Origin of the sequence: Flavobacterium gilvum, from assembly GCF_001761465.1 — a bacterium.
Taxonomy (GTDB): Bacteria; Bacteroidota; Bacteroidia; order Flavobacteriales; family Flavobacteriaceae; genus Flavobacterium; species Flavobacterium gilvum.
In genome coordinates this window covers 2,281,118-2,303,278 of record NZ_CP017479.1, presented here as the reverse complement: position 1 = coordinate 2,303,278, position 22,161 = coordinate 2,281,118, and the positions used below count along the sequence as shown (strand labels likewise).

The following is a 22,161-nucleotide window of genomic DNA, read 5'->3' as shown; positions in this document are numbered from 1 at the left end:
TTTAGAACATAGAATATAGCATATAGAGAATAGAACTGCTGGAGAAATTCAGCAGTTTTTTTTATTGCTATACAGATTTTAACTACTTTTATTAAAAACAAATCTATATGAAAATTATCGCTTTTGCAGGAAGTCCAAGTAAAAAATCCATCAACAAAAAACTGGCAACTTATGCCGCCGGTTTATTCGAAAATACAGATACTGAAATATTAGATTTAAACGATTATGAAATGCCTTTATTCAGTGTTGATAAGGAAGAAATAATAGGACAGCACCCTTTAGCGAAAGCTTTTTTGGAGAAAATTGCATCGGCAGATCTTTTGGTTGTTTCCCTTGCTGAAAACAACGGAAATTACAGTGCAGCTTTCAAAAACACAGTAGATTGGTGTTCTCGAATAAATGGTAAAATTTTTCAGGGAAAACCAATGCTTTTAATGGCGACTTCTCCCGGAGCAAGAGGCGGAGCAAGTGTTTTGGAAATTGCCAAAAACAACTTTCCACGGTTCAATACCGACATAAAAGCAGTGTTTTCATTACCGAGTTTCAACGATAATTTTGATGTCGAAAACGGTAAAATTTCAAATACTGAATTGGATAGTCAGTTGAAGGAAATTATCAGAGATTTTCAATTTTAGACACTATTTCTCTTGATTTATCTTTTTCACATCGGCATCTTTTTTAATCCAATACATATATATCCAAGTCAGGGTAAAAGAAGGAACTACGTCTGTAAAGGGCAATATTTCTTCCGCAAAAGTTAAAATTGAGGCTACTTTCCCTACTCTACCTTCGTACATTTTGGCCATCAAAAAACCCGCCAATGGCGCCCAAACAACATCACCAAACTCGCCTACGTACGGAATGGTAAAAGACAACATACCGATAGCATCAAAGAGAATTCCTAAAACCAGCTTTTTGGTTTTAATATTATTTATTGTAGCAGCATTATTAGCTTCCATTTCCTGAAATTAAATTGAATATAAATATACGAATCAAACCGCTACTTTTTTGGATTTTATATTTTAACCGAAAATCCGCATTAGATTTCATTTCGCAAAGAAACGCAAAGAATTCGCAAAGTTCCACGAAATTTTTAAAGCCATTTTCAACAAGATACTTTTTCTTTGCGAATCTTCGTGTATTCTTTGCGTTTCTTCGTGAAATTTATTCTTATTGCTTAATCTGAGTTTAATAAAAAGCTTAATTCCTTTTCAAAAAAATTTAACCGCAAGGTTAGCAAAGAATTACGCGAAGTTCGCTAAGCTTTGTGTTCATAGCGCATCCTTTGCGAACCTTGCGGTTAAATAAAAAAACAACAAACGAGTTAAGATTAATTACCAAATACTTTGTTTCTTTGTAAAAACAGTTTGAAATGATACACGCAAAAAATATACATAAATATTACGATCAGCTTGAAGTTTTAAAAGGAGTGGATTTGCATATAAAAAAAGGCGAAATTGTTTCTATTGTTGGTGCATCAGGCGCAGGAAAAACTACGCTGCTGCAAATTTTGGGAACTTTGGACAAACCCAGTAGCCCGCAAACCACAGAAGGAGGAATACAAACCAATACGAATGAAGTTTCTTTGACTATTAATGGAGAGAACATCTTGGAGATGAACGATAAAGCTTTATCAAAATTCAGAAATCTGAATTTGGGGTTTATTTTTCAATTTCATCAATTACTGCCTGAATTTACGGCTTTGGAAAATGTTTGCATTCCGTCATATATTGCCAATAAATCAAAAAATGAAGTCGAAAAAGAAGCTAAAAAACTACTTGACTATTTGGGTTTATCACACAGAATTGACCACAAACCAAACGAACTTTCTGGTGGAGAACAACAACGTGTTGCAGTGGCAAGAGCCTTAATCAATAAACCTGATGTGATTTTTGCCGATGAGCCTTCGGGAAATCTCGATACACATTCTGCTGAAAATTTACATCAGTTATTTTTTCAATTACGGGATGAATTTGGACAGACGTTTGTAATTGTTACTCACAATGAAGAATTGGCGAGCATGGCAGATAGAAAACTCGTAATGTCTGACGGACAAATAATAGCTTAGAAAATGGTCTTGATTTTTTTGAGCTGGATTTATGTCTTTTTTTCAACAATAAATCTCGGTTTTATCACTGACAAATTCCTAAAGTTAAAAAATCAAAACTTTGTAATCTATTCTGTTTTAGGTCTTTTTACAACCACCATTTTCACAAGTATTTGGGCAATTTTTGGAAGAATTAATATTGAATTTCATATTGTTCTCTTTCTTTCCAACCTTTCTATTTTCATCAACTATCAAAAAGAAATTCGGCTTCTTTACCAATCCTTTTTCGATGAAATACTTTCACTGACAAACTCTTTGAAAATTGCTTTGGCCATAATCACAATTTTAATTCTGGCACAATGCGCTTCGATTCCCTATATTCTAGACAACGAATCCTACTATATCCAAACCATAAAATGGATTAACGAATACGGTTTTGTAAAAGGTCTGGCCAACCTGCACTTTTTTTTGGCACAAACGAGTGGCTGGCATATTCTGCAAAGTGCTTATAACTTTTCATTTTTATATGATAAATTTAATGACATAAGTGGATTTTGTCTTTTACTCGGAACTATTTTTTCGATTACAAAATTGAATGAATATCTTAAAAATAAGAATCTGAATTGTCTCATCATTGGATTATTTCCATTGGCAAACCTCTTTTTCTTTCAATTCATCAGCAGTCCATCACCAGATATTCCCATTTATGTCTTTTCATTCCTGATCTTCTTTTATTTCTTGGAAAATTTCAAGACTTTGGAAACAGAAAAATTTACACTCATAGTTATTTTGGTTCTCTTTTGTTTATTTATCAAAACAACATCAATCGCATTAGTTCTCATTCCGATTCTTTTATTCTTCATACATTTCAAAAAATTAGTTTCAGAAATTCACAAATCAGCTTTACCTGGAACGCTTATTTTGGTACTTTTTGTAATTAAAAACACAATTATTAGCGGTCATCCTTTATTTCCAATAATCAATTTCCATTTCCTTGAACTCGAGTATAGAATTCCGGAAACAATAGCACAATTGTATTATCAGGAAACAAAATTGTATGGTTATTTTTTAACTTATGAACAATACACCAAAATGTCCTTTTATGAATTATTCATAAGATGGATAAGTTTACCCAAATTGCACGGTTTATTCAATAAATTAAGCCTAATTCTGATTTTATTATGTCCAATATTCATTTACAAATATTTACATAAAAAAGCGATTTGGTCACTTTACTTTATAATGTGTCTACAGCTTTTATTATTGTTTTACACTTCGCCACAATATCGATTCTTTATGAATTTTGTATTGTTTTTTTCTTTTTTCATGATGGCTTTATTCATCAACCAAAAAAGAATTATCCTTTTATTGCTATACTTTTCACTCTTTATAACCGGATTTATTTTATTAATTCCAATAAATTTAAATGATTTTACCAACAATAAATTTGTTTTGACAATAAGTAATTTTTCAGTCAAAAATGTTGTTTTTCCATACAAAAACACAAAATCCAACACTGTTTTTGAATATATTCAAGATGGCAATCTTCATTTTTATTCACCTGTCGAAAATAATTTTTTCTGGAGCACTGGAGATGGAAAACTTCCTTGCGTCAATAAAGACCAAATCGAATATTTTGATTACTATTACCATGTAAAACCACAAATGCGGACTGCCGATTTAAAAGATGGTTTTTACGCCAAAAAAACTTCGAAAGAATAAAACAATGAACCAAACAGAACTCAAATCTTTTCTAGACGAAAAAGTAATTCAATACAACACACTCGATTTCATCGAAAGCGACCCTGTGCAAATCCCTCATTTATTTACCCAAAAAGAAGATATTGAAATTGCTGCTTTTCTGGCATCAACAATAGCTTGGGGAAATAGAAAAATGATTATCAAAAATGCCCATAAAATGATAAATTTGATGGGTAATTCACCGTATGATTTTGTGATGTCGCATCAGGAAGCCGACTTGGAACGATTGGAATCCTTTGTTCACAGGACTTTCAACGGTCATGATTTTATTGGTTTTATCAAAGGATTACAGCATATTTATAAAAATCACGGCGGATTGGAAACTGTTTTTGCTAAGTATCAAGAAACGGATTCGATACAAAAAAGTATTTCTGAGTTCAAGAAACTGTTTTTTGAAATTCCGCATCAAAACCGAACCCAAAAACACATCTCCGACCCAATGAACGGTTCAGCTGCAAAAAGGATAAATATGTTGAAACATACAATTAAGGACGCTGAAATCAATTAACATTTATTAATTCTTCCTTTGTAAAAATAATTTTTTCATTCATAGACGTTGAAATCTCATTTCCAATAAAATTTTTACTCCAAGGATTTTCCTCATCTTTTAATTCTAAACTATTTTCTTTCAAATAGTTTAAATAATCCTCTTCTGAATTAATCTTAAATTTATAAGATAAAATTCCTTTTTCCATTTCTCTGTCTTCTTCTAAATCTTCAGGGGTAATACTTTGTGTTCTATTATAGCCAATCCAGAAATATTCGTATAACGTTGATTTTGACATAAACAAAGAAGATTCTTCAAAGTTTTTATACTTGATTTTAAATTGAAAAACACCGCCATGAGAGCTAGGTTTACGGTCATAATCTATTTCTATTCTTTCAATTAGTGAATTAACTAGTTTTTTCAATATACCAAAATCAATATCTTTTGTATAACTTTCAATTAGGGTCTTTGTTAAATCATTTCTCTTCAAATTTCCAACTTCAGCTATTTTTTGAGACAATTCATTAATTTCATCAGTTAGCTTACCCAGTTTATTTTTTGATTTTGTATAATCATTTATTAGCTGGTCATCATATTCTAAATCAGGATTTGACAATAGTTTATAGAGTTTGTTTTTATTTTTTATTTCAGCATCCTTCTTTTTAGTTAAATCAGCTAAATTTTGTCTTAAAACAGACAGCTCACCTTCATTTTTAGGAGCATTAATTAGCAATTCTTTTAAAGATTTATTTTCAAATAAATGCTTTATAACAAACGTATCCATTTTTTCAATGTTAACACCTCTGTTATCACGACATACATGATTAGCAAACTTAACCATTCCTCTACATCTATATGAAGAATCAGTGCTTTGGACTCGTTTTTTACCAAAATATTTCTGTCCACACTTTCCACAATACAGTATGTCATCTAGTAAATAGTTGAATTGTTGTTTTTTACCAACATTCTTTATATTCTCTTTATATACTTTATTTACCTTGTCCCAAAGTTCTGGGTCAATAATATATTTATCTAGATTTACTTCAAAATAATTTTCTAAATCATCCTTATTCCACTCCCTTATACCCTTGTATATCTTGTTTTTTATAATACCATCAACCGTAACTCCACGCCAATTAGAATTTTGACGTGTTGGAACTTTAGACTCAATTAATTTTTTTGCAATTATATAATTACCAAGCCCTTCTAATTTCCATTGAAATATTTTTCTAACATGTTCTGCTTCATCCTCATTGGAAAAAACGGTCAAATTGACCACCTCTTTCCAGTATAAATTGACCACCAGTTCCAGAGCAAACTGACCACCCCATTCCAGTTCAAATTGACCACCTAATTTTGGGGTAAATTAATTATTAAAAACTACAGACTTTTTCATGTCGTTAGAACCATACATTCGCAAAAAAAAAGCGGATTATGGCAAACAAAATAACAGACATGAGTAAAATTAGAAAAGTAATTAAATTCTATTGTGATGGAAAAAGTAAGTTATTTATAAGTAGCTACTTATCCCTTTCTAGGAATACGGTAAAGAAGTATATTTCTTTATTTGAAGTTCTCGGATTAAACTTTGAATTTATTGATAAAAAAACAGATGCTGAACTAGAACTTTTGTTTTCACAGACTACTGTGGAATCAATTAGTCCCAAATTACAAACACTCCATAATTATTTTCCTAAAATGGAGCGTGAGCTAAAAAAAGTTGGCGTTACCATACAACATATGTGGGAACAATATGCTGCCATAAACCCTGATGGTTACAGGAGTTCTCAATTTGCTCATTATTACAAAGTATGGAGTAAACAAGTCAATCCAGTGATGCATATGAATCATAAATCCGGTGATAAAATGTATGTTGATTATGCTGGAAAAACACTATCCATTATTGATAGCGACACTGGAGAAATCAAAGAAGTACAATTCTTTGTGGCTATATTAGGGGCTAGTCAATACACCTATGCTGAAGCTTCTATGAGCCAGCAAAAGGAAGATTTTGTTACTTCTGTAGAAAATGCCATGCGCTTTTTTGAAGGCACTCCTGCAGCAATTGTTCCAGATAATTTAAAATCTGCAGTAATAAAAAGCAGTCGTTTTGAGCCAACAATTAATGAAACTTTAGCCGACTTAGCGGAACATTACGAAACTACAATCTTGCCAACTAGAGCTTATAAACCTAGAGATAAGTCATTAGTTGAAGGGGCTGTAAAGATATTATACAGAAGAATTTATGTAACACTAAAAGAAACCAAATTCTTTTCTCTAGAAGAATTAAACCAACAGATATGGGATTTATTAGACATTCATAATAATCGAAAACTAACAGGTCGTCCTTACTCACGAAAAGAATTGTTTGTAGAAGATGAGAAACAAAAACTGCGTCCACTACCACAAGAACGCTTTGAAATCAAATATCAATCCTTTGCAACGGTAATGCAAAATGGTCATGTCCAATTAAGTCAAGACAAAAATTATTACAGCGTTCCGTATCAATATGTAAAGAAAAAAACGAAACTCTTGTACACAAGATCAACCGTAGAGATCTATTATAAATACAATCGAATAGCGGTTCATCAGCGAAATTACAAACCTTATGTCTATACCACAACTCCAGAACATTTAGCCAGTTCACATCAGTTTGTAGCTCAGTGGAGTGCTGCTCGATTCATTGATTGGGCAGGTAGTATTGATGAGTCAGTAGGAGAATATATTATGCAGATAATCGAAAGCAGAAACCATCCTGAACAGGCTTATAAAAGTTGTTTAGGAATACTAAACTTTGAAAAAAAGGTTGGTAAGCAGCGATTAATAAATGCCTGTAAACGAGCGCTTGACTTTAGAATTTACAATTTTAAGACCATCCAAAATATTTTAGAAAACAACTTAGATCGTATTGATTTAGAACAGGAACCTGAGCATGAACTTCCGAACCACGGAAACATAAGAGGCAAACAGTATTATAATTAAATTAAATCTTAAAAACATGAATGAATCCACAGTAACAAAAATGAGACAAATGAAACTTTACGGAATGTTTAATGCTTTTAAAACAGCGATTGAAAGCGGAAGAACAGACCACTACACACTCGATCAATTTGTATCGATGATTATTGATGCTGAATGGGACGAAAGGCACAATCGTCGTATAGAACGCAGTATAAAGAATGCTAAATTCCATTACAAATCAAATATTGAAAATGTCAATTTTGATGTATCCCGCAATCTTGACCGGAATACAGTTCTTCGTCTGGCAGAATGCGAATTTGTTGAAAAAAATGAAAACATCTTAATCACAGGAAGTACAGGTGTAGGCAAAAGTTATTTAGGTACCGCATTGGGTTACCAAGCCTGTATTCATGGCTATAAAGTAAGCTATTTTAATACTTCGAAGCTGTTTGCTAAATTAAAAATGGCCAAAGCAGATGGTTCTTACCTAAGAGAACTTGCCAAAATTGAAAGGCAAGACGTTATCATACTTGACGATTTTGGACTCCAGGCATTAGATAGTCAAAACCGAATTACACTTTTGGAGATTATTGAAGACAGGCATAATAACGGTTCTATAATTGTTACATCGCAAATTCCTGTACAAGGTTGGTATGATATAATTGGCGAAAAAACTATAGCTGACGCAATTTTGGATAGACTTATACATCAAGCCCACAGACTCGAATTGCATGGGGAATCTATGAGAAAGAAAAGAGGAATAAACAAGGAATAATATTTTAAGTATATTTGAGTACTAATTAGCGCATGAAAAAAAGTAGTTTTTTATGAAAACGGGGTGGTCACTTTGCTCCGGAATTAGGTGGTCATTTTGAATTGGAATCAGGTGGTCACTTTAAATTGGAATTGGGTGGTCAATATCACTGGAATTTACACTTCAAAAGCAATTGGAAGGAGTTAAAGGAAAGTTGAAGGAACTATCTGATGTTGTTATCAAAGATAAAGATAGAGAAATATTTCAGTTAGAATCAGATATAAAAAGTGTTGGTTCTGAATTAAATGATAACAAAAAACTACTCGAAACTTTTGGGCATATTGATTCAACAGAGTTTGAAAGTCAAAACCCACAATTAGAAAAAGTAGAATATTCTAGCTTAAAAACAACACAAACAGAATTTCAAAAAGAGCTTTCAAGGAAGATTTCTGTATTAGATAATGATAAACGAGCAAATGAGGATGAAGTAAAACTAAAAATAAATTCCTTTAAACAACCATCTCAAGAAATCATTGATAAATTCAAAGACTGGCGTTCAGATGTTAGTCGTCTTCCTGAATCAACACATTTGGAATTCATCAGTGAATACCAGACGTTACTGAAACAATTGGTAAATGACAATTTACCAAAGTTTGAAAAGAAATTCAACGAGTATTTGCAAGAAACCATAACCAACAAAGTTGGTGACTTTAGAATGTTCTTTGAAAATTGGTCTGATTCCATAAAAGAGAATATCCGTCTTTTGAATGATTCATTAAGGGAAATTGATTTTAGAGATAAGGATTTTAAAACTTACATTCAAATTGTAGCTCCAAACCGAATTAGTGATGAGGTAAAAGAATTTAGAACCTTGCTGAATAATGCAATTCCAAATATTAGAGAAATAGATGCTTCAATAGATGGTCGTAAGAATCATTTCTATAACAATATTGAACCTCTAATCACAAAATTAGATAAAGAGGATTGGCGAAAGAAAGTAATGGAAGTTCGTTCTTGGTTTAGTTATAAGGCAGAAGAATTTTATAAAGAAACTAATGCGAAGTTCAAGACATATGAAAACATGGGGCAACTTTCGGGTGGAGAAAAAGCACAATTAACTTATACAATATTAGGTTCGGCTATTGCTTATCAATTTGGTTTAACAAAAGAAGGTCTACAAAGCAACTCTTTCCGATTTATTGCTATTGATGAAGCATTTAAGGCACAAGACGAAGATAAAGCAAGATATTTGATTACTCTTTGTAAACAACTCCATCTTCAACTATTGGTAGTTACTCCAAGTGACAATATTCACATTGTAGAAAATGACATTTCATTTGTTCATTTTGTTGAACGAAAAGAAGAAAAGTATTCTTGGCTATATGATATGCCAATTGAACAGTTCAAGAAAGAAAAATCAAATTTTGTTAGTCAATGATAAGTCCAAACGAAATAAAAGTTAAAGCAGGTAGAAAGTATCTTTCGTTACTTCAATCAATAGTTGATGAAAAACCTTTCACTCAGCTTGTCATTCGTGGTGATAAAGGTTATAACAAATCATCATTACCCGAATTTGAAAAGGAGATTCTTCTATTAATTAGCCACTCAAAAGAAAAAAAAAGCTTCGGTTACACAATAGATTTTCAAAAAGTAAAAACAAAACATTTAGGTACTCAAGACCTACCAACCACCATCTATTTCGACACGGAGATGGACTTGCTAAAATATTTAAGCAAAGAGAAGGAAGTGGAACTTTTCAAAGTAAATTATGAAAAGATTATTTCCATCTTTCCAGAGTTAAAGGAGTGGGTTATTCAAAATCCTTCAAGGATAATTCAAAATCAAAATGAATGGGAAGGTATTTTAAAGGTTTGTAGTTTTTTCAAAGAAAATCCTGCACCTAATCTTTATATAAGAGAATTGCCAATTAACGTTCACACAAAGTTTGTTGAAAGAAATCAAGCAATCATAAGAGATATACTTGATGTACTCATAACAGAGTTTGTGAATATTCAAGAAAAAAACTTTGAGAAAAGATTCAACCTGAAATTCAGTGAGCCATTAGTTCGATTTATAATACTTGACAAGGAAATAAGTCTCAATTTCTTTACTGGCCTAGACGACATTGCAATTCCCGTAAGTCAATTTGAAAAACTTAATATACCACTACAAAAAGTGATAGTTGTTGAAAATAAAACGACACTTTATACCACCTTGACACTTCCAAGAATGGATAAAACAATTGCAATATTTGGAAGTGGTTTCAGTGTTTCCAATATTAAAAATGTAGACTGGTTTACAAATCTTGAATTACTTTATTGGGGTGATATTGATGTTCAGGGATTTGAAATTTTATCGCAATTTAGAGGCTATTTTCCCCAGACAAAAAGTGTTCTAATGGATAAAAAAACTTTTGACAAATTCTTTGAAAACGACAACGGTACATTAACTAATAAAACAGGACAACTTTATCTAACTGATGATGAACAAGCACTATATACAATTTTAAAAGCAAACAATTGGCGTCTTGAACAAGAAAAGATTCCATTTGACTATGTAAACAAATACTTTGAAAATGAAATAACCAGCCCCTCACAGCCATTGGCTTATCAAAACAACAAAATGGAGTGACTTTAAGAATAAAATGTCTAAAGCATATTTAAAATTAATAGTTTAGGCAGGATGTGGATTACAAATCTACGATTCATGTTCCTAGTGTCTATATGTCATTTGATTTAATAAAACTAAAATCCTTCAAAAATACCAAGTCCAAATAAGGCAAAATCATATTTTACTGGGTCAATTGGGTCTAAAAATCTTAAACTAGTATCTAATTCGGCTAATGCTTTTCCATCATTTTGTTTTCTATCTAATAGCCCAAGTTTTCGTGCTACATTTCCAGAATGTACATCAAGAGGGCATGATAGTTTTGATGGCGAGATGTTCTTCCAAATGCCTAAATCAACACCAGTATTATCATTTCTAACGAACCACCGAAGGCACATATTAATTCGTTTTGCAACTGAACCTTTAGAAGGGTCAGCAACATGTTTTTTGGTTCTTTCTCGATGAGGTATTTCAAAAAATATTTTATTAAACTCATGAATCGCTAGTTGCAATGAATCTTCTGTTTGATAAATATTGAAAATGTTTTCTAAACCGCCATGATTTGTATAAATGTGATTTAATGCTTTTATGAAATATTTAAAATCTTCTGAATTAAAAGTCCTATGCACAAAGCCTTCTAATCTTTCCAATTGATACTCATCGTGACTCATGACAAAATCATACGGTGAATTACCTAGTAAGTCCATCATCCGATGACCATTTTTAGTAATCATTTTTCGATTACCCCATGCTATTGTTGAAGCTAAAAAACCTGCAATTTCAACATCTTCTTTTAATGAATATCGATGAGGTACGCTTATTGGGTCTGGTTCAACAAAGTCAATTGTATTATATTGGAGGACTTTCGAATCTAGGAAATCTTTTAGCTCATTTTCAGAGATAGCCATGTTTTATCGATTTTAAGGCTTTATATCTATGCAAATATAGTTTTTATCATTTTAAATTTAAGCATCCTTAATTATACTCATCAACATGATGTTAAGGTGGCTTTGCCGCCAAGACAACAAAGGCGTTGATTTAGGGATCTGGAAAAACATTCCACCTTCAATCCTGTCCTGCCCTCTCGATGTGCATTCTGGAAATGTGGCTCGAAAACTAGGCTTGTTGACCCGAAAACAAAACGACGGAAAAGCTTTGGCTGAATTGGATTCAAAACTTAGAGAATTGGATCCTATTGACCCTGTAAAATATGATTTTGCACTATTTGGATTAGGCGTTTTTGAAGGTTTTTAATGTTAAAAAAGGAATTGCCCCTTTCCTTAAATTTCAATTTTAATAAACAATTAACATAAAAAAAAACAGTTTTATATTTTCTTCTGAAAAACACAACATAAAAAACTCACAATGAACGAGTTTAGAAATATCTTACTTCACACCGCAGAATAATCATTACATTTGCTAAAGTTTTTAGTATCAAAAAAAACTAAAAAATACACCCCCAAAAATAAGCCTAGTTTTACGAAAGTATTACTTACTAATTTCTTATTTATGGATGTATTAGTTTATTATTTTGTCCTCCATGTTTTACCCATATTAATTTGTGGTTTTCTTATATTGATAACTGTTTTAGTCATCAATAGATTCAGATATGATATATTCAAACCCAAGTGGGAAGCTGCCAAAAGTGAAATAGACAGTTTCCTGACTAATATGATTTTTTCCCCTTTTGATGAACAATCTTTTTTTAACGAAATAGAACAGTTCAAAAAAACAATCCCTTTTGAAAAAAGATGGTGCAAAAATTTAATTTTAAGCGAAATTATTTTTTTAAAATTAAATTTAAAAGGAGAAGTAACCAACACCTTCCATTTTTTATATGAACAATTTGACCTGTTCGAATACACCAAAAAGCTTTTAAAAAGTCGACGATTCTATTTTAAGTGCTTAGGAATATCCCAATTGGAGTCTTTGGAATACAAAAAAGGAATCACATTTATCAAACCATTATTGCATCACAAGAACAGAAATGTAAAATCTAGTGCATTTCTTGCGTTAATATCATTGGAACCTGAAAATTTAGAAACACTTCTTGATTCTTCGCATCAAATTACTATCGCAGAAGAAATAAATATCATGGATATTCTGCATCAGAAAAAAACAAAAATACCTACCAATCTGGATAAATGGATTGTTTCTGAGAATGACACCATCATAAAGTTAGGCCTTAAACTGATGATGTTTTACAATTACAATAACGAGCATGAAATTATTGTAAAATTGCTAAGGCACCCCAATAAGTTAGTACGTTTTGAAGCAATTCATGCTGTCCAGTTTTTATTTATTTCCGAAGCTGAACAAGAACTGATTGAACAATTTTGTCATGAAGACATTAAAAATAAATTGGAAATTTTCAATACGCTTTCCACCATTGGAATGACAGATTCTGAGAATTTCATTGCTCAATTATTGATTGACAAAACAGACGAAGACATTAAACTTGATGCCGTGTATTGTCTCAATAAAATAAACCCCCATTATTTTGAAGATCACTTTTTGGATAATGAAGATGTCCAAAAAATGGTTAAGCATGTCAAGACTCGTTATTTGTAATAGTATAAAATATCTAAAACACAAAGAACAGCCTTAGTAAAATACTCTGGAATCAAATACAATCTTAAAATTAAAACCAAACATAAAAGATTACTATCATGATGAAAATTCTATTAGATATATATGAAATATTCGTGGGATTATTTTCCATAACCTACATCCTGTTATATCTAACATTGGCGTTCTTATCGTATTATGGAATAAAACAATACCTCAACACAAAGCATTTTATTACAAATAATGTATTGGTAAAATCCAATCATATTCCTGGCGTATCTGTGATTGCACCCGCCTTCAATGAAGGTGCGACTGTAGTTTATAATATAAAATCATTATTATCACTTAACTACCCTAAATACGAAGTGGTTTTAATCAACGATGGAAGTACAGACGATACTCTCGAAAAACTGATACGAGAGTTTGAATTGGTCAAAGTCGATTTTTATTATGAAGCCAAAATACCAACAGGCCCTGTAAGAGGCCATTACAAATCGACAAATCCTATATATTCCAAACTTTTGGTTGTTGATAAAGAAAACCGAAAAAGCAAAGCAGATGCTTCCAACACAGGTATTAATTCTACAAAATACCCATTAATTTTATGTACAGACGTTGATTGTATTCTGAAAAGTGACGCTATTATAAAACTGGCAAAACCCTTTATAGAAAATAAAAAAAGAATAATTGCTACCGGAGCCGGTATCCGAAGCTCCAATTCGTGTGAGGTAAAAGACGGATTCCTTGTCAAAATTCATTTCCCAACCGGATGGTACGCCCGTTTTCAGGAATTAGAATATGTAAGAGCTTTTCTTATGGGCCGAATGGCTTTGAGTCAAATTAACAGTTTGTTATTAGTTTCGGGTGCGTTGGGTCTATTCGATAAAGAAATCGTAATTAAAGCAGGTGGTTATTGGCACAAATCATTGGGTGAAGACATGGAACTCGTTATGCGAATGCGAAAATACATGTATGAAAACAAACTTCCTTTCGCAATAAAATACATACCTGAATCCTTGTGCTGGACAGAGGTTCCGGGAAATAAAACCATTTTGATACGACAACGAATGCGATGGGCAAGAGGGTTGATTCAAACCTTGTTTTTGCATAAAAATTTATTATTTAAGCCAAAATATCAAAGAACCGCTTTTTTCATTCTTCCATACTTTTTCATTTTCGAATTTATGATACCCGTTATCGAAGTAGTTGGAATGATTGCTACTATATTATTTCTAATATTTTTTGAAGTGAATTACCTGTTCTTTTTTTACATCTCGGTAGTGGTTTATTTTTTCTATTTAATTATTACGATTACATCAATCTTTTTGGACGATGTCATTTATAAAAATTATGCCAATGCAAGGGAATTAATGATTCTGATTCTCATGGCAGTTATTGAACCCTTTGTTTATCATCCTGTAAACTTATATGCTTCATTAAAAGGATATTATCATTTTATAAGGCAAAAAGAACAAAATTGGGGAAATATGCAACGACAAGGCTTTAGCACAAAACCTGAATAAGTTCCCAAATTTTAGAATAAAAAAATAATCGTAAAGCATAAGCTCAACAAATGAACCTTTTATTTTATTCAAAATGAATAATTTCAAACCAATAACGTTTTTCAACAATACTATAAAAAATAGTATCGACTATATATATTCACTATTTTCATTGATAACTGTTTTTTGTATTCTCAGTTACGTTGACATTTATAAGAATTTTGATTTAACTGTATTTTCTCATAAAATCGGAAATGATTTTGTTGTCGGTTTACAAATTGGGTTACTCTTTTTGCCATTATATTTAATATTGAAATGGATAAAACAGTCTTTGGCAACGGTAATTATTAAAATCCTTTTTAGCCTAATTGTTATCATCCAATTGGCAATGACAGGATACAGCCTTACCACTCACATCAACCTTGGTTCGGATCTTTTGGGATATTCATTAAGTGACATGTACACAACCGTCACTTCTTCATTATCCATATCTTTTGTGATGTTTTTGCCTTTTATAATAGTTCCGGCACTTTATTTAGGACTTATCCGGGTATTTCAGTTTATTGGTACAAAAATCAACCCGATTGTACCATTTCTGATTGTTTTAGCCATAGGAGGATTCAATTTTGTTTTTGCCAATAATACCGAACCTGTTTATCAAAACAAATTACATTTTTTAGTCAGTGACATTATCCGTTCAAAAAAAGAAGAAAGCCTTTCTGCTCAAAGAGTTTTTTCTTTCAAAAAAGAATATCCTTTAGAAAAAGCTGCGGAAGATGCCAAAGATGTGCTGTCACCTTTTTTCAATATTCATCAGGAAAAGCCTAACATTGTGTTTATCATTATGGAAGGACTTGGACGTGATTTTACCGATGATGGCGAATACAGCGGCTTCACGCCTTATCTTGATTCATTGACTACAAAATCATTGTATTGGAAAAATTTTGTCAGCAATGCTGGCCGTACTTTTGGTGCTTTGCCCGCCCTAATAGGTTCTGCACCATTTGGGAAAAATGGTTTTATGGAATTAAATCCGTTACCCAAACACAATTCACTTATAAGTATTCTGAAATCAAATGGTTACACGACTTCTTATTATTGTGGCGACGATATTAATTTTGACAAAAAAAGTACTTTTTTAGAATACAATGGCATTAATACTATTACTGATGTCAATAAATTTGGCCCAGGATATACTATGTCTAAAAAAAATTCTGGAGGTTTTTCTTGGGGATATCCTGATGCTGAAATTTACCGCAAAACCTTATCTGAATTAAACCAAAAAAGCCAACCGCGACTGGACATCATAATGACACTTTCCAATCACGAACCATTTGAGTTTCCTTCAAAAGAGAATTATCTTAAAAAAGTAGATGCCATTTTGAATTCAAAATCATATTTGGAAAGAAATAAATTAAAGGAATATAAGGACATTTTTGCCGCCCTGCTTTATACCGATAATTCGTTGCAAAAATTCATGGCAGCTTATTCCAAAAGGCCGGATTATGGAAACACAATCTTTATAATTACGGGCGATCATAGATTAATTCCAGTTCCACAAAAAGACAATCTTTCGCGATTCCATGTGCCGTTTTACATTTATAGTCCAATGCTGAAAAAAACAGCCGAATTCAAATCAATATCATCGCATAATGATGTTACGCCTACTTTGGTTTCGTTTTTGACCAACAACCAAAAAATTAAAAAACTAGAAAAAACATATTGGATGGGTCAGGGAATAGATACGGCCAGACAATTTAGAAACGTTCATACAATTCCTTTAATGAGATACAAAGGGAGTCTGATTGATTATATTTATAAAGACTACTTTTATACAGATGGAAATTTGTACAAAATTGATTCCAATTTCAATATCACAGAATCCAACGACGGATTACAAGATACTGTAAAAGAATCATTTAATAAATATAAATATCTAAATACCTATCTAACATCAAAAGATAAAATCACTCCCGTCGCTTCCAAATTCAAAAGCACTTTGTACACGTTTACGCCCCAAGAAATAGCTTATATTAAAAAAGTTTCCAAAGGCTTAAATTCTGATCAGATTTTCTTTAAGGCACGTGAATTGGCATTTAACAAAGAACGTGAAAAAGCCCGTTTATTATGCAATTATATGCTAAACGACAAACCAAATTATATAGATTTCAAGATTTTAAAAGGACGAACACTCGCTTGGGACGGAGATTATAAAAATGCTGAAATGGAATTACTAGCATCTATAAACCAAAAGCCGTTTTATGAAGATGGTTACAGCGCCCTCATGGATGTTTATTTTTGGTCTGACCAAAATAAAAAGGCTGTAAAAATTGGGAAACAGGCACACTCCAATAAAATTTACGCCCCCGAAATCAGCTTTAAATTAGCCAAATCCTATCAAAAAATCAAAAATATCACTGAAGCCAGAAAACAAATTGACAGTCTTTTGACTGTTTACCCTGAAAATCAAGAATACCACAAATTTAAAAAATCTTTAAAATAACATTTTGCCACGATGATACAGAGAACAGTTAACAAATTAAGTCTTATTTTATTGATTTTGTGCTTTGCTCAAATCTATGGACAACAAAAAGAATTCAAAGGAGACCCCGATGTTTCATTTGCAACAGCACGAAACATGGCGTTCAACAATCAACGCAAACAAGCCCAGGATACTTTACAATTTATTTTGACCAAATATCCAGATTATCATGATGTACGATCTTTCCTGGCAACAACCTATTCCTGGGATGGTGATTATAAAAAGGCCAAAAAAGAGTTTGATTATATCCTAAAAAAAGAAGAAACAAACAAAAGCGCATGGTTGGGCACCATTCAAAACGAATTGTGGGCATCATCACCTTATATTGCTTTGGATTTAAGCGAAAAAGCATTGAAATACTACCCAAATGATTCCGAAATATTATTACTAAAAGCCTCAGCTCTTGAAAAAACCAATAATCCAACAGAGGCAGACAAAACAGTTTTGCAGGTATTATCCAAAGAACCTAATAATCAGAAAGCCATCGAGTACAAAAATGCTTTAAACAAAAAATTAAATCTAAATAATATTGGTATTAACTTAGCCACAGACCTTTATTCCTCAATTTACGACCCGATGTATTATTCCACCATAAAATATGGCAGAGAAACAAAATACGGTTCTATCACGGCAAAAGTTAACTTAAACAGAAGGTTTGAAGAAAATGGAGTTCAATATGAAGTAGACTTATACCCAAAAATCACAAAGGGACTTTATGGTTACTTAAATGCTGGATTTTCGAACTCTTCGCTTTTTCCCGAATCAAAATATGGTGCAGAATTGTTCAAATCATTACCGAAAGGACTCGAGGTTTCCTTGGGATTTCGAAGCCTGATGTATAGCACAACGACAAATATTTTTACCGGATCCCTTACCTGGTACACTGGGAACAATTATTGGTCTTTGCGCTCGTATGTTACACCAAGCGACACAGGAACCAGTCTTTCGGGCGCATTAACCTATCGCTTGTACCGCAAAGATGCTGATAATTATTTTAGCGCCGCAATTGGAGCCGGTTACTCCCCCGAGATAAATCAATTCAGCAATAATGGAGATCAAGTAGCTATTTTTAATTTAAAATCCCAAAAAGCAAATATTGGATATAATTTCACTACCACAAATAATAAAAATGTCATTGGGTTGCAATCAGGAATTACCCATCAGGAAATAGTTTTCGATCCCGGTAACTACGTTATGATTTATTTCTTGGCTGTTTCTTGGGAGTTACGATTCAAGTAGTTTTTTTGAAAGTATAAACTTATCTTTTTTAAATAAATAGGTATTTTATCGAATTAAATTGCATTTTGTCTGAAACTGAAATTTTATTTAATTAACTTTGCATCACAAATATATCTGTACAGTTGTTTATTCTACATAAGAAACGTTTTACAATTGTTATTTTGATAAAAAGCAGAAAATGAATAATTCAGATTTAAAAATATTAATTGCAGAGGATGATGTTTTGATGATTAAAATCCTCGAGTTTATTCTAAAAAAAGAAGGTTATCAAGTAATTTCATGTAAGGATGGCTTGACCGCAATAGAAAAAATTCCGACACTTATCCCTGACCTGATTATTACAGATATTATGCTTCCTTACCGTTCTGGACTGGAGATTATAGGTTTTTCAAAAGACAATTATGAAAATATTCCAATAATTGTGGTTTCGGCATTAGGAGAGGAAGAAGGAACTGTTATTGAAGCCTTTAATCTTGGCGCTGATGATTTTGTTTCCAAACCTTTTAACCCAAACGAATTGTTGCTTAGAGTAAGACGACTATTCTCAAAAAAAAATCGTTTCGCGAAGCAAAACAAAATTGAAGAAGGCGTTCCCGCTTAAAATAAAAAATTCAAAAACAAATTTAAATACCGCAATGAACCTCTGTGTACTATCACAAAAAGTGTACAGAGGTTTTTCTTTTTTCACACAAATAGCATAATGTTTCCAAAAATTTCCAATGATGGCTCTTTAGCCCGATGGAAGTAAAAATTCCTGTGAGTCTCGACTTTTAGTACAAGATTCATAAATTTCATATTTGGTGTGGCTAAACAGCATATTCACTATTTTACTAGGTTTTTTTCTTCTAAAATCAAAAATCGTTAGTCAAAAATCAGCAATCTTATTATTTAATCCTCAACCCAATGCCATAAGCTTTCTATCCTTAGTTTCAAAAAACCTATCTTTGCACAAAATTTAAATACAATGAGCACTTTCGAACAATTCAATCTTCCTAAATCAGTACAAAAAGCTATTGATGATTTAGGCTTTACGACCCCAACTCCTATTCAGGAAAAAACTTTTTCTGTGATAATGTCTGGGCGTGATATGATGGGAATTGCACAAACAGGTACAGGTAAAACATTTGCCTATTTATTGCCTTTATTAAAATTATACAAATTTACTCCTGGACATACGCCTAAAATAGTAATCTTGGTTCCAACACGCGAACTTGTAGTACAGGTTGTGGAAGAAGTGGAGAAACTAACCAAATATATGTCGGTTCGAACAATTGGGATTTTTGGAGGAGTAAATATTAACACTCAAAAAACGACTGTTTATCAAGGTTGCGATATCCTTGTTGGAACGCCAGGACGTGTTATGGATTTGACATTGGACAATGTAATCCGTTTTGAAGAAATGCAAAAACTGGTCATCGATGAGTTTGACGAAATGCTGAATTTGGGTTTCCGTACCCAATTAACGGCTATTTTGGCAATGATGCCCAAAAAGCGTCAAAACATACTATTCTCTGCAACAATGACGGATGATGTTGACACCGTTTTGAATGATTATTTTGATTATCCTGAAGAAGTTACACTTGCACCATCGGGAACGCCTTTGGAAAACATTACGCAATTCACGTATCAGGTTCCGAATTTCAATACCAAAATTAATCTTTTAAAACATTTATTGGAAACCGATGAGGACATGAGTCGTGTATTGGTTTTTGTGAACAACAAAAAGATTTCGGATATGGTTCACGAGCGTATCGAAGAAGATTTTGAAGGTCAGTTTGGTGTAATCCATTCCAATAAATCACAGAATTATCGTTTAAGTACCATGGCCGAATTTCAGGAAGGAAATCTGCGTGGTTTGATCACCACCGATATTATGGCGAGAGGTTTGGATATTTCGAATATCACGCACGTTATCAACTTTGAAATGCCTGAATTGCCAGAATTGTACATGCACCGTATTGGGCGAACTGGTCGTGCCGATGCTACAGGAACAGCTCTTAGTTTTGTGACTCCAAGAGAAGAAGAATCAAAAATAGCCATTGAGATTTTGATGGATATGGAGCTGAATTATGAACCTTTTCCAGAAGATGTTGAAGTCTCCATAAAATTAATAGGCCCCGAAAAAGACAGACAGCCTTTTAAGCTTTTAATAAAACCTAAAAAAATAGAAGGAGATGGTGCTTTTCATGAAAAAAGCAAAAAGAACCAAAAAGTCAATTTGGGTGGCCCTGGTGTAACCAAGAAAAAAACTCATGGTTCAGTAAATAGAAATATGCTGAAAAACCAAGCCAAGAAACGTAAGAACAAGAAGTAAGTAGGCAGTTTTCAGTTTTTTAGTATTCAGTTATATTTTTTATAAATACGCCAGCCCGCAGTTTAAACTGCGGGCTGGTTGCTTTTAAGGAGTTTCTCCACACCGATCACTAAAAAACAGAATACTGAACACTTACTTCGCAAACACCAAACAAACCGGCGAACACAAATCAATTCTTTTCTTGGTATCTGTCAATGTGCCTCTTTTTTTATTTATTTTAAAAATGACAATATCATTAGTATATTGATGTGCCACCAGAAGAAACTTTCCGGTTGGGTCAATTACAAAATTCCTTGGCCCCTTGCCTAATGTACTCACTTGTCCTTTTGACCTTAATTTCCCTTTTCCTGAAATTTTAAAAATGGTAATATTATTGGCGTCTCCCCTATTCGAAGCATACAAAAACTTGCCATTTGGAGAAATATGAATATCAGCCGAGCTAAAAGTTCCTTTATAATCTTTGGCTAAAATCGAGGTTTCATTGATTTTGGTCAGCTTCCCGTCTGCATAACTGAATGTAGTCAACGAACCATCTAATTCTTGTAACAGATATACAAATTTTCCATTTTTGCTAAAAGTCAAATGTCTTGGTCCACTTCCCGCTTTTACAGAAACACTGTCTTTTAAACTTAAAACATCAGCTATTGCCGTTGGATTATAATTATAAACATACACTTTATCGGTTCCTAAATCATTGCTCAAAACGTATTTTTTGTCAGGTGAAAAATAAACCATGTGAACATGTGGTTTTTGTTGTTGAACTTTCACACCTTTCCCGTAATGCTGAATAACCTGTTTGGCATCAGTTAAACTACCATCTTCTTTTTTCCCAAAAACAGAAATATTCCCGCCCGAATAATTAGCAACTATTACATTCGAATCATCATTAATAATATAACAAGGATCATCGCCCTTTGAACTTACACTATTTAGTAAACTGGGTTTCCCGCTTACAGCATCAAATGAAAGGGAACTTACAGTGCTTTGTTTACCGTTTTCATTCACAGCATAAATAAATTTTTCATCGTTGGACAACGCTAAATAACTTGGACTGACAATACTGTCAGACGATTTTTTTAGTCTGATTTGAGCATTATTAGTATCAAATTCATATACATAAATCCCTCTGCTATTGCAAGAATTGGTGTAGGTTCCAACGAGAAGATTGACTTTGTTTTTTTGGGCGTATATTACTACCGAAGAAGAAATTAATAAAAGAAATAGGTAAATTTTTTTCATATTTTAAAATTTTCAGAAAAGCTAAAATACTTATTATCTTTCAGAATTACCCTATTTATTTTCTCTTTTAAAAAATAGATGACAACATCAAGTAAAACTGTCTACAAATTTGTATTTTTGACTCACAAAATGCAATGAAC

The 22,161-nt window shown here is 32.5% G+C and carries 17 protein-coding genes and 2 pseudogenes; 15 read left to right on the top strand and 4 right to left on the bottom strand.

Annotated elements, in window-relative coordinates; genetic code table 11:
• The first annotated feature begins 107 nt into the window (after positions 1–107).
• Positions 108–635: an NADPH-dependent FMN reductase gene (locus EM308_RS09650; protein ID WP_035634833.1), complete on the top strand. Its 528-nt coding sequence runs from the start codon at positions 108–110 to the stop codon at positions 633–635.
• A gap of 3 nt (positions 636–638) precedes the next feature.
• Here the strand turns inward: EM308_RS09650 and EM308_RS09645 are convergent, their stop codons facing one another.
• A complete protein-coding gene (locus EM308_RS09645; protein ID WP_035634835.1) occupies positions 639–959 on the bottom strand; it encodes a hypothetical protein in 321 nt (106 codons plus the stop codon).
• A gap of 413 nt (positions 960–1,372) precedes the next feature.
• On the opposite strand from EM308_RS09645, the gene EM308_RS09640 reads away from it, so the two are divergent.
• From EM308_RS09640 to EM308_RS09630, 3 genes and pseudogenes are all read left to right on the top strand, one after another.
• Positions 1,373–2,068, top strand: a complete 696-nt coding sequence (locus EM308_RS09640) for an ABC transporter ATP-binding protein (RefSeq protein ID WP_035634837.1) — start codon at positions 1,373–1,375, stop codon at positions 2,066–2,068.
• A 3-nt stretch (positions 2,069–2,071) separates the two neighbouring features.
• Positions 2,072–3,769, top strand: coding sequence for an LIC_10190 family membrane protein (locus EM308_RS09635; protein WP_035634840.1), 1,698 nt, complete (start codon positions 2,072–2,074; stop codon positions 3,767–3,769).
• A 4-nt stretch (positions 3,770–3,773) separates the two neighbouring features.
• Positions 3,774–4,280, top strand: a pseudogene (locus tag EM308_RS09630) (DUF2400 domain-containing protein); the annotation flags it as partial.
• Between the two features lie 28 nt (positions 4,281–4,308).
• Here EM308_RS09630 and EM308_RS09625 read toward each other — a convergent pair.
• Positions 4,309–5,565, bottom strand: a complete 1,257-nt coding sequence (locus EM308_RS09625) for a recombinase family protein (RefSeq protein ID WP_156101307.1) — start codon at positions 5,563–5,565, stop codon at positions 4,309–4,311.
• 164 nt (positions 5,566–5,729) lie between these two features.
• On the opposite strand from EM308_RS09625, the gene istA reads away from it, so the two are divergent.
• The 4 genes from istA (at position 5,730) to EM308_RS09605 (ending at position 10,641) form a co-directional block, all read left to right on the top strand.
• Positions 5,730–7,277, top strand: a complete 1,548-nt coding sequence (gene istA / locus EM308_RS09620; RefSeq protein WP_035634844.1) for an IS21 family transposase — start codon at positions 5,730–5,732, stop codon at positions 7,275–7,277.
• Positions 7,278–7,293: 16 nt separating this feature from the next.
• Positions 7,294–8,031 (top strand): IS21-like element helper ATPase IstB, encoded by a 738-nt coding sequence (gene istB, locus EM308_RS09615; RefSeq protein ID WP_035634847.1) that lies wholly within the window; start codon positions 7,294–7,296, stop codon positions 8,029–8,031.
• A 172-nt stretch (positions 8,032–8,203) separates the two neighbouring features.
• Positions 8,204–9,448 (top strand): SbcC/MukB-like Walker B domain-containing protein, encoded by a 1,245-nt coding sequence (locus tag EM308_RS09610; protein WP_070261822.1) that lies wholly within the window; start codon positions 8,204–8,206, stop codon positions 9,446–9,448.
• A complete protein-coding gene (locus tag EM308_RS09605) occupies positions 9,445–10,641 on the top strand; it encodes a Wadjet anti-phage system protein JetD domain-containing protein (RefSeq protein ID WP_070261821.1) in 1,197 nt (398 codons plus the stop codon). Before EM308_RS09610 ends, EM308_RS09605 begins: the two co-directional genes overlap by 4 nt.
• Positions 10,642–10,754: 113 nt before the next feature.
• Here the strand turns inward: EM308_RS09605 and EM308_RS09600 are convergent, their stop codons facing one another.
• The gene (locus EM308_RS09600) at positions 10,755–11,519 is read right to left on the bottom strand and encodes a TIGR02757 family protein (RefSeq protein WP_035641102.1); all 765 of its coding nucleotides are present in this window, start codon (positions 11,517–11,519) and stop codon (positions 10,755–10,757) included.
• Positions 11,520–11,604: 85 nt separating this feature from the next.
• Here EM308_RS09600 and EM308_RS09595 point away from each other — a divergent pair.
• The 7 genes and pseudogenes from EM308_RS09595 to EM308_RS09565 all read left to right on the top strand — a co-directional run.
• Positions 11,605–11,871, top strand: a pseudogene (locus tag EM308_RS09595) (DUF2400 family protein); the annotation flags it as partial.
• A 255-nt stretch (positions 11,872–12,126) separates the two neighbouring features.
• Complete coding sequence (locus tag EM308_RS09590; protein ID WP_035641047.1) at positions 12,127–13,188, top strand: HEAT repeat domain-containing protein; 1,062 nt, start codon at positions 12,127–12,129, stop codon at positions 13,186–13,188.
• 98 nt (positions 13,189–13,286) lie between these two features.
• Positions 13,287–14,708, top strand: a complete 1,422-nt coding sequence (locus EM308_RS09585) for a glycosyltransferase family 2 protein (RefSeq protein ID WP_035641048.1) — start codon at positions 13,287–13,289, stop codon at positions 14,706–14,708.
• Between the two features lie 289 nt (positions 14,709–14,997).
• Positions 14,998–17,190, top strand: coding sequence for a sulfatase-like hydrolase/transferase (locus EM308_RS09580; RefSeq protein WP_231926262.1), 2,193 nt, complete (start codon positions 14,998–15,000; stop codon positions 17,188–17,190).
• A 12-nt stretch (positions 17,191–17,202) separates the two neighbouring features.
• Positions 17,203–18,468, top strand: coding sequence for a YaiO family outer membrane beta-barrel protein (locus EM308_RS09575; protein ID WP_035641049.1), 1,266 nt, complete (start codon positions 17,203–17,205; stop codon positions 18,466–18,468).
• Between the two features lie 178 nt (positions 18,469–18,646).
• Complete coding sequence (locus tag EM308_RS09570) at positions 18,647–19,069, top strand: response regulator transcription factor (RefSeq protein WP_051877926.1); 423 nt, start codon at positions 18,647–18,649, stop codon at positions 19,067–19,069.
• A gap of 363 nt (positions 19,070–19,432) precedes the next feature.
• The gene (locus EM308_RS09565; protein ID WP_035641050.1) at positions 19,433–20,782 is read left to right on the top strand and encodes a DEAD/DEAH box helicase; all 1,350 of its coding nucleotides are present in this window, start codon (positions 19,433–19,435) and stop codon (positions 20,780–20,782) included.
• Positions 20,783–20,914: 132 nt separating this feature from the next.
• On the opposite strand, the gene EM308_RS09560 is transcribed toward EM308_RS09565, so the two are convergent.
• The gene (locus tag EM308_RS09560; RefSeq protein WP_035641053.1) at positions 20,915–22,021 is read right to left on the bottom strand and encodes a lactonase family protein; all 1,107 of its coding nucleotides are present in this window, start codon (positions 22,019–22,021) and stop codon (positions 20,915–20,917) included.
• Positions 22,022–22,161: the final 140 nt, after the last annotated feature.